Consider the following 12,790-nt stretch of genomic DNA (forward strand, 5'->3'; position numbering starts at 1 on the left):
AGCGTAGCTACCGCGCGGCCAGCAGCCGTGCCTCCACGCGGAAACCGCCCTCCGCCGTCGGGCCTGCGGTGAAGGCGCCGCCCAGCGCGGTGACCCGCTCGCGCATGCCCACCAGGCCGTTGCCGCCGCTGGGGAGGATCGTCGCGTCACGCTCCTCCCCCGTCTGCTCGGCCGGGGGGCAGGTGTTGGAGACGGCCAGGGCGACCCCGCCCGGCACGTAGGCCACCACGACCTCGACGTCGGCGCCGGGCGCGTGCTTCAGCACGTTGGTCAGCGCCTCCTGGACGACGCGGTACGCGGTCTGCTCCGCCTCCGAGGTCAGCGTGCGGCGCGCGCCGCCCAGGGTGAACCGCACCCCGAGGCCCGCCGCCCGTGACTCGTCCACCAGCTTGGGCAGGTCCGCCACGCCCATCGGCACGTACTCCGTGCCGGACGCCGTGCCGGACGCCCCGACGGGCGCCCCGCCCGAGTCGTCGTCGTTCGGTTCGACCGTGCGCAGCACGCCCAGGATCTGGCGGAGTTCGTCCAGCGCCTGGCGGCCGATGTCGCCCATCAGCTTGGCGCTGGCCGCCGCCTTCTCCGGGTCCTTGTGCACGACGCGTTCGAGCGCGCCCGCGTGCACCACCATCAGGCTCACCCGGTGCGCGACCACGTCGTGCATCTCGCGGGCGATCCGGGTCCGCTCCTCGACGCGGGCCCGCAGGGCGCGTTCGCGGGCCTGGTCGGCGAGGAGGCCGAGCTCTGTCTCCAGGCCCTCGGCGCGTTCGGTGAGGGCGACCCAGAGCCGCCGCTTGGCGCCGATGTAGAGGCCCAGCATGGTGGGCGGAACGGTGATCGCGATCGCGGCCAGCACCGAGAAGAGGATCAGCACCCACTCCGGCACGCCCTGGTGCAGCGCGTCCTGGTGCTGCGTGCCCAGGGTGAGGGTCGAGACGAGGACCGTCTCGGCGATGGCCACCGCGCAGAGCGCGCTCATGGCGCGGCGTTCGGCGAAACGTCCCGCCGCGCCCTCCGGGCGGTACGCGCCGAGCGTGTAGAGGCCGATCATCAGCAGCAGGTAGCCCGCCGACAGCGGGATCGTCGACAGCGCCGCCGCGACCGGGACCAGTGGCCAGCGCCGCCGGACCACCAGCGTGGCGCCGGCGACCAGCGCGTAGACCGCCACCGCGACCCGCGCGGCGAGGCCCAGGCCCTGGTGGGCGGTGAAGGTGTACGCCGAACCGGCACACTCCAGCGCTGCGGCGGCGGCCAACGCCAGATCCAGCCACATGCTCCGTCGTCGCTGCCACGCTCCCACCCTCATGCCGTCAAGCGTAGACAAGAGGAGCTGACGGGCCGCCGCACACTCCCGTATCCGCTTCGATCCGCGGGACGCGGGGGTCCTGGCCCACGTGAGGCGCGGCACCCGGTCCCCTGCGGAGTGTCCGCATGGCGGCCAAGGTCCTGGACGGTCACGCCCCGCAACCTATGCTGGACCGCGAAAGATCAGCAGCACGCAACAGGGGCGGACAACGTGGTCCGCGCACGTCCTTGTCGTCCCCACTCCACCCCGCAAGGGAGTACCAGCGTGAGCGACGCACGCGAGGCAACCGTCCCCGCCGTTTCCCCGGCCGCCACCACCCCGGCCGAGCCCGACAACAGTGCTCTGCGCGCCGACATCCGCCGCCTGGGCGAACTGCTCGGCGAGACCCTGGTCCGGCAGGACGGGCAGGAGCTGCTCGACCTGGTCGAGCGGGTCCGGCTCCTGACCCGCACCGACGGCGCCGCCGCGGCGCGGCTGCTGGAGCAGACCGACCTGGAGACCGCCGCCAAGCTGGTGCGGGCCTTCTCCACCTACTTCCACCTGGCCAACGTCACCGAGCAGGTGCACCGCGGTCGTGAGCTCAACGCCAACCGCGCCGACAACGGCTCGCTCCTCTCCCAGGCCGTCGACAAGCTCGCCGACGCGGACCCGGAGCACGTGAGCGCGGCGCTCGCGCACCTCAACGTCCGACCGGTCTTCACCGCGCACCCGACCGAGGCCGCGCGCCGCAGCGTGCTGCAGAAGCTGCGCAGGCTGGCCGAGTTGCTGGAGCTGGAGGACAGCCCCTCGCGTCCCACCGCCCGCCGCCAGGCCGACCGGCGGCTGGCCGAGGTGATCGACCTGCTGTGGCAGACGGACGAGCTGCGCATCGCCCGTCCCGAGCCGACCGACGAGGCCCGCAACGCCGTCTACTACCTGGACGAGCTCTACAAGCGCGCGGTCCCCGACGTGCTGGAGGAGCTGAACGAGGAGCTGGCCCGGGTCGGCGTCACCCTGCCCGAGGGCGTGCGTCCGCTCACCTTCGGCACCTGGATCGGCGGCGACCGGGACGGCAACCCGAACGTCACCCCGGCGGTGACGCGCGACGTGCTGCTGCTCCAGCACGAGTACGGCATCAACGACGCGCTCGACGTGGTCGACGAGCTGCGTGCCACCCTCTCGTCCTCGGTCCGGCTCTCCGGCGCCAGCCAGGAGCTGCTGGACAGCCTGGCCACCGACCTCGCGCGGCTGCCCGAGATCAGCCCGCGCTACAAGCGGATGAACGCCGAGGAGCCCTACCGGCTCAAGGCCACCTGCGTCCGCCAGAAGCTGATCAACACCAGGGAGCGGCTCGCCGCGGGCACCCCGCACGTGCCGGGCTGCGACTACCTCGGCACCAGCGAGCTGCTGGCCGACCTGGAGCTGATCCAGTCCTCGCTGCGGGCCCACAAGGGCGAGTTGATCGCGGACGGCCGGATCAGCCGCGCCATCCGCACCATCGCCGCGTTCGGTCTGCAGCTGGCGACGATGGACGTGCGCGAGCACGCCGAGGCGCACCACCACACGCTGGGCCAGCTCTTCGACCGGCTCGGCGAGGAGGCCTGGCGCTACACCGACATGCCGCGCGAGTACCGGCAGCGGCTGCTCGCCAAGGAGCTCAAGTCGCGCCGTCCGCTGGCGCCGACCCCGGCCCCGCTGGACGCGGCGGGCGCCAAGACGCTCGGAGTGTTCCAGACCATCCGCGACGCGTTCGAGCGGTTCGGGCCGGAGATCGTGGAGAGCTACATCATCTCCATGTGCCAGGGCGCGGACGACGTCTTCGCGGCGGCGGTGCTGGCCCGCGAGGCGGGGCTGATCGACCTGCACGCCGGTGTCGCCAAGATCGGCATCGTGCCGCTGTTGGAGACCACCGACGAACTGCGCTCGGCCGACACCATCCTCGACGAGATGCTGCGCGACCCCTCCTACCGCCTGCTGGTCTCGCTCCGCGGGGACGTGCAGGAGGTCATGCTGGGCTACTCGGACTCGTCCAAGTTCGGCGGCATCACCACCTCGCAGTGGGAGATCCACCGCGCCCAGCGCCGGCTGCGCGACGTCGCGCACCGCTACGGCGTGCGGCTGCGGCTCTTCCACGGCCGCGGCGGCACGGTCGGCCGCGGCGGCGGCCCCTCGCACGAGGCGATCCTGGCCCAGCCGTACGGGACGCTGGAGGGCGAGATCAAGGTCACCGAGCAGGGCGAGGTGATCTCCGACAAGTACCTGATCCCGTCGCTGGCCAGGGAGAACCTGGAGCTCACGGTCTCCGCGACGCTGGAGGCCTCCGCCCTGCACACCTCCCCGCGCCAGTCGGAGGAGGCGCTGGCCCGCTGGGACGCGACCATGGACACGGTCTCGGAGGGTGCGCACAGCGCCTACCGGCGCCTGGTCGAGGACCCGGACCTGCCCGCCTACTTCTTCGCCTCGACCCCGGTCGACCAGCTCGCGTCGCTGCACCTGGGCTCGCGCCCGTCGCGCCGTCCCGACTCCGGTGCGGGCCTGGACGGTCTGCGGGCGATCCCGTGGGTCTTCGGCTGGACGCAGTCCCGGCAGATCGTGCCGGGCTGGTACGGCGTCGGCTCGGGCCTCGCGGCGGCCCGGGAGGCGGGACTCGGCGAGATCCTCGACGAGATGCACGCCGAGTGGCACTTCTTCCGCAACTTCCTCTCCAACGTCGCCATGACGCTGGCCAAGACGGACCTGCGGATCGCCCGCCACTACGTCGAGCAGCTGGTGCCCGAGGAGCTGCAGCACGTCTTCGGCCAGATCGAGGCCGAGCACGCGCTGACGCTGAAGGAGGTGCTGCGGGTCACCGGCGAGTCCGAACTGCTGGAGCACAGCCCGGTGTTGAAGCAGACCTTCGCCATCCGCGACGCCTACCTGGACCCGATCTCCTACCTCCAGGTCGCCCTGCTGCGCCGTCAGCGCGAGGACGACGCCAACGGCGTCGAGGAGGACCCGCTCCGCTCGCGCGCGCTGCTGCTGACCGTCAACGGCGTCGCGGCGGGCCTGCGCAACACCGGCTGACGCCGGAACAGATCCCGGCCCTGGCCGAAAACCAGCTGGCCGGATAACGATTCAACGTTCAACTGCGGCCGTTGTTCCGTCAAACCGGGACAACGGCCGCAGTCTTTCACGGGGTGCTCACTAGGCTCTCACGCACATCGCCCATGTGGTCCACAGTCGGACCGACATGGGGTTCCTTTTTCGTCAGGGGGACTCTCATAGTGAGACTCCGTTCCACCCTCCCCGCCACCGCAGCCGCGCTGCTGGTGGCGACCCTCGCGGTCCCGGCCCAAGCCATGGCCGACACCCCCGCGAGCCCGACTCCGTCGGACACCTCGTCAGCAACGGCGACTCCCACGGATTCGCCGACTCCGACTCCCACGGACACGGCCACCTCGGCCTCCCCGGCCCCAGCTCCTGTGGTCTCGACGGTCACCCCCGTCGATCTCCCGACCGGGCGGGTCCTGCAGGTCGCGGCGAGCTCCGTGGCGGGCGTCGACCATCTGACGGCCACGTTCTCCGAGGACGGGGGCACCACCACCGCCGGGACCGCCGGCGGCTTCACGCTCATCAGCGGCACCGTCAACAACGGCGTCTGGCAGTCCGGCGTGATCCAGCTTCCGGACTACGTGACCTACACCGACTCGGTGCAGGCGTTCGACAGCGCGCAGACCGCGTCCACGGCCGTCACCGGCACGATGGACTACTACAAGAAGCCGGTCTTCGACCCGAGCACCACCATCACCCCGAGCAACCTGGCCTTCGGCAGCGAGACCGTCACCGCATCGGGCAAGTTGGACACCTGGGATCCCGCAAGCGGGCTCCAGACCAACGTGCCGTATCACAGCGGGACCTACAACGAGCCGATCAACCTGCTCGACGCGAACAACCAGGAGCTGGGCTTCGGCTGGGACCTGGGCGGCAGCGACGGCAGCTTCTCCATCACCTACAAGCCCGCCCCCGGCTCCTTCACCAGCAAGGTCGTGACCCTTCAGGCGGTGGACCCGCACGGAAACGTGACCGGCCCCTCCGCCGCCGTCAACGAGGGCAGCCTGACGCAGACCAGGATCGTGCTGGACCACAGCTCGACCACGACCATCGCCAACGCCAACATCGTGGTGTCGGGCACGGTCCAGTACCTGGACTCCACCACCCAGACCTGGAAGCCGGCCGCCGACCAGGCCTACATGTTCAATACGGGCGGCTACTGGAACCACGGCTCGACGACGGACGCCAGCGGCAGGTTCTCGTTCAACCTACAGACCTCGCAGGTCGGCACCTGGCAGGTGGCCACCGACAGCGGCAGCTACAACTGGGACCAGTGGCTCGCCTCCTCGGTGGCGAACTTCAGCGTGACCTCGGTGACCCAGGTCGTCTCGCTCAACCTGAGCTCCCCGAGCATCGACGAGTACTCCGACCTGACCTTCCAGTACTCCGCCAACAGCACGAACAACCAGATCGGCGGCGGCAAGGTCTACGTCCTGGAGTCGCCCGACGGCCGAACCGGCTGGAAGAACCTGGGCTACATCCCGACCGGCGCCGTCTCGTACAAGCAGGTCGCCGCGTGGGTGGACAACCCGCACGGTTACTGGAGGCTCTGGTACCCCGGTGCACCCGGCTACGAGGCCGCGTACAGCAACGTGATCCACACGTTCCGGTACTCGACCCTGATCACCGGCGCCAAGCCCAGCACCACCTGGGCCTACAAGGGCCAGGTGATCCGCTTCAGCGGCGGCCTGTGGGACCGGGGTTACGGCGCCTGGGGTCCGATGCGCAGCACGCGCGTCTACCTCTTCTTCCGGCCCTACCGCAGCAACACCTGGTACTACGAGGCGTCCAGCTGGACCAACAGCGGCGGCTACTTCAACCTCTACGGCCGCGCCGAGACCGGCGGGACCTGGGAGGTCGCGTGGTTCACGGGTAACAGCCCGTGGTTCGTCGACGCCTACGGTCCCGGGACCTACGTCCACGCCTGACAACTGACGCAACGTCAGACGGAGCGGGCTCAGCTGTTGTACGCAGACTGGGCCCGCTCCAGGCCGTCCTGGAGCAGGGACTCGACCGCGTCGGCCGTGCGGTCGACGAACCACGGGAGTTCCTTGCGCTCCGTCGACGAGAAGTCCCGCAGGACGAAGTCGGCCACGTCCATCCGGCCGGGCGGGCGGCCGATTCCGGCGCGGACGCGGAGGTAGTCCGGGCCCAGGGACTTCGTGATGGACTTCAGGCCGTTGTGGCCGTTGTCGCCGCCGCCGCGCTTGAGGCGCAGGGTGGCGTAGTCGATGTCCAGCTCGTCGTGGATGACGATCAGCCGGTCCACGTCCGCCTTGTAGAAGTCGCGGAGCGCGACCACCGGGCCGCCGGAGAGGTTCATGAAGGACATCGGCTTGGCCAGCACCACCCGCTGACCCGACAGCCGGCCCTCGACGACCTGCGCACGGCTCTTGTGCGTCTTGAACTTCCCGCCCACGCGCTCGGCGAGCAGGTCGGCGACCATGAAGCCGATGTTGTGCCGGTTCCCCTCGTACTGCCCACCGGGGTTGCCGAGGCCGACCACCAGCCAGGGACCCTGCTCACTCATCTGCGAAGACTCCTGTCGGGATACGGAACTGTCGCTGCGCCACGCAGCACTGCCCCGGCCATCATCGCGGACGACCGGGGCAGTGCCGGAGAAAGAACTACAGGTGGTGCGACGAGGCTCAGGCCTCGGCAGCCGCCTCGGCGCCCTCGGCGCCCTCCTCGGCCTCCTCGGCGGGGGCCTCGGCCTGGGCGCCGATGATCTGCAGGACGACGGTGTCGCCCTCGACGGCCAGGGAGGAGCCCTTCGGGAGGGTGATGTCCTGGGCGAGGATGGAGGCACCGGCCTCCAGGCCCTCGATGGAGACCGTGACGGACTCGGGCAGGTGGGTGGCCTCGGCCTCGATCGGCAGGGCGCTCAGGACGTGCTCGAGCAGGTTGCCGCCGGGGGCCAGCTCGCCCTCGGTGTGGACCGGAACCTCGACGGTGACCTTCTCGCCACGCTTGACCAGGATCAGGTCGACGTGCTCGATGGTGCGCTTGATGGCCTCACGCTGGACGGCCTTCGGCAGCACGAACTCCTGCTTGCCGTCGATCGGCAGGGAGATCAGCGCGTTCGGGGTCTTCAGAGCCAGCATCAGGTCGTGGCCCGGCAGGTTCAGGTGGACCGGGGCGTGGCCGTGGCCGTAGACGACGGCGGGGACCAGGCCGGCGCGACGGGCGCGGCGGGCGGCACCCTTGCCGAACTCGGTGCGGGGCTCAGCGGCAAGCTTGATCTCGGACATGAAGCGCTCCTTGAGGTGCGTGAAACGGGCGAGCGCTCGGCGGCCATCTCACACATCTCTCAACAAGAAGCGCGTCGATAACGGAGCTCAGCATGCACAGGCACGCAAAAGGCTCCCTCGCCGGGCAGATACCCCAGAGTACCCAAGCCCGCCGAGGGAGCCAAAACGATCTTTCAGCTGATCAGGCGTTGTCGAAGAGGCTGGTGACCGAGCCGTCGTCGAAGACCTCGCGGATCGCGCGGGCGATCAGCGGGGCGATGGAGAGCGTGGTCACCTTGTCGATCTCCTGGGACAGCTCGCCCGGGGTCGGCAGGGTGTTGGTGAAGACGAACTCGCTGGCGCGCGAGTTCTTCAGGCGGTCCGCGGCCGGGCCGGAGAGCACGCCGTGGGTGGCGGCGACGATGACGTCCTCCGCACCCTGGTCGAACAGGGCGTCCGCGGCGGCGACGATGGTGCCGCCGGTGTCGATCATGTCGTCGACCAGGACACAGACCCGGCCCTTGACGTCACCGACGACCTCGGCGGACATGACCTTGTTGGCCACGTTCGGGTCGCGGCGCTTGTGGATGATGGCCAGCGGCGCACCGAGGCGGTCCGACCACTGGTCGGCGACGCGCACGCGGCCGGCGTCCGGGGAGACCACGGTGAGCTTGTCGCGGTCGACCTTGGAGCCGACGTAGTCGGCCAGGATCGGCAGCGCGAAGAGGTGGTCGACCGGGCCGTCGAAGAAGCCCTGGATCTGCGCGGTGTGCAGGTCCACGGAGATCAGCCGGTCGGCGCCGGCCGTCTTCAGCAGATCGGCTATCAGGCGGGCGGAGATGGGCTCACGACCGAGGTGCTTCTTGTCCTGACGGGCGTACCCGTAGAACGGCATGATCACGGTGATGGTCTTGACCGAGGCCCGCTTCAGGGCGTCGATCATGATCAGCTGCTCCATGATCCACTGGTTGATCGGCGCGGTGTGGCTCTGCAGCACGAAGGCGTGCGCACCGCGGACCGACTCCTCGTAACGGACGTAGATCTCGCCGTTCGCGAAGTCCAGCGCCTTGGTGGGGACCAACTCGACACCCAGCTGCTCGGCCACCTCCCGCGCGAGGGCGGGGTGGGCACGGCCGGAGAAGAGCATCATCTTCCGCGAGCCGGACGATTTGATCCCGGTCACTGCAACCGTCTCCTTGTTGCTGGTTCGCCGCAGGCGGACGTCTGGCCTGCTGCGGGCCTGCTGCGTGTGGATGTCCACAAGGTTACGCGTCCGTGGGCGTTGCCGTCGCCCTCGGGTCCGGCGAAGGAGTGGTCCGAGCAGGGCCGGATGGTGGCTCCGGGGGGCACCCGACGTGCTCCGAGCGCCCCCGTCCGCGCCTGCCGCCGCCCGCTTCGAGGCGGCCCGCGCCTACCCCTCGGGGGCCTCCGCGGACTCCGTGCGCGCCTTCGCCGCGGCGGCGGCCTCGGCCGAGACCGTGCCCGGGCGCTTGCGCTCCACCCAGCCCTCGATGTTGCGCTGCTGAGCCCGCGCAACGCCCAACGCCCCTGCGGGGACGTCCTGGTAGATGACCGAGCCGGCCGCCGTGTAGGCGCCGTCCCCGACCGTCACCGGGGCCACGAACATGTTGTCCGAGCCGGTCCGGCAGTGCGCGCCGATGGTCGAACGGTGCTTGTTGACGCCGTCGTAGTTGACGAAGACGGAGGCCGCGCCGATGTTCGTGCCCTCGCCGATCGTGGCGTCGCCCACATAGCTGAGGTGCGGCACCTTGGCGCCGTCGCCGAGCTCGGCGTTCTTGGTCTCGACATAGGTGCCGACCTTGGCCTTCACGCCGAGGACGGTGCCCGGACGCAGGTAGGCGTAGGGGCCGACGCTCGCGCCCGCGCCGATCACCGCGCTGGTGGCTGTGGTGTTGCTCACAACCGCGCCCGCGCCGACCTCGGTGTCCCGAAGTGTGCAGTTCGGACCGATCTCGGCACCCTCGCCGACGACCGTGGCGCCGTGCAGCTGCGTGTTCGGGTGGATCAGCGCGTCGCGCTCGTAGGAGACCTGGACGTCGACCCAGGTGGTCGCCGGGTCGACCACCGTCACGCCGGAGCGCATGGCGGCGTCGAGCAGACGGTCGTTCATGATCCGGCGGGCCTCGGCCAGCTGCACCCGGTCGTTGATGCCGAGGATGTCGCGGTAGTCGGCCGCGACGACCGCACCGACCCGGTGGCCCGCCTCGCGCAGGATGCCGAGCACGTCGGTGAGGTACTCCTCAGCCTGGCTGTTGTCCGTGCGCACCTCGGCCAGGCCCTCGGCCAGCAGCTTGCCGTCGAAGGCGAAGACACCCGAGTTGATCTCGGCGACGGCGCGCTGCTCGTCGGTGGCGTCCTTGTGCTCGACGATCGCCCGGACCGAACCGTCCGCGCCCCGCATGATCCGGCCGTAGCCGGTCGCGTCGGGGACCTCGGCCGTCAGCACCGTCACGGCGTTGCCGTCGGCGGCGTGGGTGGCGGCGAGCGCCTTCAGGGTCGCGCCGGTGAGCAGCGGGGTGTCGCCGGTGGTGACCACCACCGTGCCGTCCAGGGCGATGCCGTCGGCGGCCAGCGCCTCCAGCGCCACGCGGACCGCGTTGCCGGTGCCTTTCTGCTCCTCCTGGACGACCGTGCGCACGCCCGGGTCCACCTCGGCGAGGTGGGCGGCGACCTTGTCGCGCATGTGGCCGATGACCACGACCAGTTGCTCCGGCGTCAGCTCCCGCCCCGCAGCGACGGCATGGCCGACGAGCGTCCGCCCGCTGAGCGGATGCAGCACCTTGGGCAGCACGGCCGACTTCATCCGGGTGCCCTCGCCTGCGGCGAGGACGATCACGGCGGTGGGAGACATGGAAGCAGGCTCCTCTGCAGGGGAACGGGGAGGGTCCGCCGGGCCCGCCGACCACCCGAACAGGGATCCGCACAAACGCGCCCGAACACTTTTGAGGATATCCAGGGAGCGTCGACCGCTCAGATTCCCGTGTCCTTCAGGCTCCGCCGCAAGGATTCGAACCTTGACTTGCCGACTCCAAAGGTCGGTGTGCTGCCAGTTACACCACGGCGGATGGACCACTCGGCCGAGCGGCGGCTCCTACTATGCCGTACCACCAGCCTCCGACGCGACGATACAGGTGAGCGCTGCGTCGAACATCGACCGTGCGTGTCGCCGCCTCGGGCGCGCGCCGGCGGCTCCGGCAGGCGAACGAATCCGGTTCACACGATCGAGCGCAATCGTCTGACCTCGGGAATTCACCCGCTCGCCACGCCCGGACGGGGTGTACTTCCGCAGGCACGGGAAGAGAACCTACGATGCCGTAAGTTACGGTTCCGTAGGCCGAGGGGCGACCTGTGACCATCCCGACCAGCAGCACCGCAGAAAGCAGCGGCACCGCCCGGAGCGGCGCCGCGTCCACCGCCGTCCCCGCAGCCCGCGAGGCCGTCCCGGGGACCAGGGGCGGCGAGAAGCAGAGCGCGGCACAGCGGGTCGCGCTCGCGCTCTTCATCGTCGTTCCCTTCCTCGCCGTGCTCGCCGCGATCCCGGTCGCCTGGGGCTGGGGCATCGGCTGGCACGACATCGTGATTGCCGTGGCGATGTACTTCACCGCGTGCCACGGCGTCACCGTCGGATTCCACCGCTACTTCACCCACGGCTCGTTCAAGACCGGCCGGGTGCTGCGGATCGCCATGGCCGTGGCCGGCAGCCTGGCCGTGGAGGGCCCGGTGGTGCGCTGGGTCGCCGACCACCGCCGGCACCACAAGTTCTCCGACCGCGAGGGCGACCCGCACTCCCCCTGGCGCTACGGCGAGTCCGTCCCCGCGCTGCTGCGCGGCCTGTGGTGGGCCCACATGGGCTGGCTCTTCGACGAGGAGCAGACGCCGCAACAGCAGTACGCACCGGACCTGGTCCAGGACCGGGACATCACCTGGATCTCGCGGCAGTTCTTCCTCTTCACCCTGATCTCGCTGCTGCTGCCGCCGCTGGTCGGGGGCCTGTGGTCGTGGTCCTGGCAGGGGGCGCTGACGGCGTTCTTCTGGGGCTCGCTGGTCCGGATCGCGCTGCTGCACCACGTCACCTGGTCGATCAACTCCATCTGCCACGCGATGGGCAACCGGCCGTTCCGCTCGCGCGACCGCAGCGGCAACGTCTGGTGGCTGGCCGTCCTCTCCTGCGGCGAGTCCTGGCACAACCTGCACCACGCCGACCCCACCTCCGCGCGCCACGGCGTGCTCCGCGGCCAGGTGGACTCGTCGGCCCGGCTGATCCGCTGGTTCGAGCAGTTCGGCTGGGCCCACGACGTCCGCTGGCCCAGCCGGGATCGGTTGGCCGCGCGGCGCGCGGCATGATGGTCCTGTGAACGAGAGCAGTGGCGACAGGGATCCGGTGACCGACACGCCCTCGTCCAGGCGGGGGGCAACGGGAAACACCACACGGCGGGCGACCCGCGTGCGGATGAGCGGCAAGCAGCGCCGCGAGCAACTGCTGGACATCGGCCGCACGCTCTTCGCGGAGCGCGGCTACGACGCGACCTCGGTGGAGGAGATCGCGGCGAAGGCGGGCGTCTCCAAGCCGGTCGTCTACGAGCACTTCGGCGGCAAGGAGGGCCTCTACGCGGTCGTGGTCGACCGCGAGATGCAGCTCCTGCTGGACATGGTCACCGGCTCGCTGACGGGCGGTCACCCGCGCGAACTCTGCGAGGAGGCGGCCTTCGCCCTGCTCGACTACATCGAGACCTCGACGGACGGCTTCCGGATCCTGACCCGCGACTCGCCGGTGACGCAGTCGACGGGGACGTTCGCGTCGCTGATCGGCGACATCGCGAACCAGGTCGAGGACATCCTCGGCCTGGAGTTCAAGTCACGCGGCTACGACCCGAAGCTGGCGCCGATGTACGCGCAGATGCTGGTCGGCATGGTTGCGCTGACGGGCCAGTGGTGGCTCGACGTCCGCAAGCCGAAGAAGGCGGAGGTCGTCGCCCACCTGGTCAACCTGGCCTGGCACGGCCTGGAGGGGATGGAACGCAGGCCCCAGCTCGTCGGCCGCAGGAAGTCCTGACCGTTCGCAGCGAGGGACGTTGCAAACGTCCAGGGGCGGGGGGGGGGGGCCCCCCCCCCCCGGGGGGGGGGGGGGGTAAACCCCCGGTGGCGGAACACCTTTGGGGGTGCCCGC

The 12,790-nt window shown here is 70.5% G+C and carries 9 protein-coding genes and 1 tRNA gene; 4 read left to right on the forward strand and 6 right to left on the reverse strand.

The window, feature by feature from the left end; translation table 11 throughout:
* Positions 1-7: 7 nt before the first annotated feature.
* Positions 8-1,303: a sensor histidine kinase gene (locus tag I2501_RS38295; RefSeq protein ID WP_196192939.1), complete on the reverse strand. Its 1,296-nt coding sequence runs from the start codon at positions 1,301-1,303 to the stop codon at positions 8-10.
* A gap of 264 nt (positions 1,304-1,567) precedes the next feature.
* Here I2501_RS38295 and ppc point away from each other — a divergent pair, with 264 nt between their 5' ends.
* Both ppc and I2501_RS38305 read left to right on the forward strand, forming a co-directional pair.
* Entirely contained in the window at positions 1,568-4,345 is a 2,778-nt protein-coding gene (gene ppc / locus I2501_RS38300; protein WP_196192940.1) for a phosphoenolpyruvate carboxylase, read from the forward strand.
* Between the two features lie 200 nt (positions 4,346-4,545).
* Positions 4,546-6,300: a hypothetical protein gene (locus I2501_RS38305; RefSeq protein WP_196192941.1), complete on the forward strand. Its 1,755-nt coding sequence runs from the start codon at positions 4,546-4,548 to the stop codon at positions 6,298-6,300.
* A gap of 29 nt (positions 6,301-6,329) precedes the next feature.
* Here I2501_RS38305 and pth read toward each other — a convergent pair whose 3' ends face one another.
* The 5 genes from pth to I2501_RS38330 all read right to left on the reverse strand — a co-directional run bounded on the left by pth (position 6,330) and on the right by I2501_RS38330 (position 10,688).
* Complete coding sequence (pth, locus tag I2501_RS38310; protein WP_196192942.1) at positions 6,330-6,902, reverse strand: aminoacyl-tRNA hydrolase; 573 nt, start codon at positions 6,900-6,902, stop codon at positions 6,330-6,332.
* A gap of 118 nt (positions 6,903-7,020) precedes the next feature.
* The gene (locus I2501_RS38315) at positions 7,021-7,623 is read right to left on the reverse strand and encodes a 50S ribosomal protein L25/general stress protein Ctc (RefSeq protein WP_196192943.1); all 603 of its coding nucleotides are present in this window, start codon (positions 7,621-7,623) and stop codon (positions 7,021-7,023) included.
* 181 nt (positions 7,624-7,804) lie between these two features.
* Positions 7,805-8,785 (reverse strand): ribose-phosphate diphosphokinase, encoded by a 981-nt coding sequence (locus tag I2501_RS38320; RefSeq protein ID WP_196192944.1) that lies wholly within the window; start codon positions 8,783-8,785, stop codon positions 7,805-7,807.
* 228 nt (positions 8,786-9,013) lie between these two features.
* Positions 9,014-10,474 (reverse strand): bifunctional UDP-N-acetylglucosamine diphosphorylase/glucosamine-1-phosphate N-acetyltransferase GlmU, encoded by a 1,461-nt coding sequence (glmU, locus tag I2501_RS38325; protein ID WP_196192945.1) that lies wholly within the window; start codon positions 10,472-10,474, stop codon positions 9,014-9,016.
* 141 nt (positions 10,475-10,615) lie between these two features.
* Positions 10,616-10,688, reverse strand: a tRNA-Gln gene (locus I2501_RS38330).
* Positions 10,689-10,971: 283 nt separating this feature from the next.
* Between I2501_RS38330 and I2501_RS38335 the strand changes: the two genes are divergently transcribed.
* Positions 10,972-11,967: an acyl-CoA desaturase gene (locus tag I2501_RS38335; protein ID WP_328806246.1), complete on the forward strand. Its 996-nt coding sequence runs from the start codon at positions 10,972-10,974 to the stop codon at positions 11,965-11,967.
* Positions 11,968-12,073: 106 nt separating this feature from the next.
* Positions 12,074-12,676, forward strand: a complete 603-nt coding sequence (locus I2501_RS38340; protein WP_037608163.1) for a TetR/AcrR family transcriptional regulator — start codon at positions 12,074-12,076, stop codon at positions 12,674-12,676.
* Positions 12,677-12,790 lie beyond the last annotated feature (114 nt).

The organism is Streptacidiphilus fuscans (genome assembly GCF_015690355.1).
GTDB lineage: Bacteria > Actinomycetota > Actinomycetes > Streptomycetales > Streptomycetaceae > Streptacidiphilus > Streptacidiphilus fuscans.

Excerpts from the sequence above, each read along its gene's own strand:
- pth (WP_196192942.1), bottom strand. The coding sequence starts at position 6,902 with ATGAGTGAGCAGGGTCCCTGGCTGGTGGTCGGCCTCGGCAACCCCGGT.
- I2501_RS38295 (WP_196192939.1), bottom strand. The coding sequence starts at position 1,303 with ATGAGGGTGGGAGCGTGGCAGCGACGACGGAGCATGTGGCTGGATCTG.
- glmU (WP_196192945.1), bottom strand. The coding sequence starts at position 10,474 with ATGTCTCCCACCGCCGTGATCGTCCTCGCCGCAGGCGAGGGCACCCGG.
- I2501_RS38315 (WP_196192943.1), bottom strand. The coding sequence starts at position 7,623 with ATGTCCGAGATCAAGCTTGCCGCTGAGCCCCGCACCGAGTTCGGCAAG.
- I2501_RS38340 (WP_037608163.1), top strand. The coding sequence starts at position 12,074 with ATGAGCGGCAAGCAGCGCCGCGAGCAACTGCTGGACATCGGCCGCACG.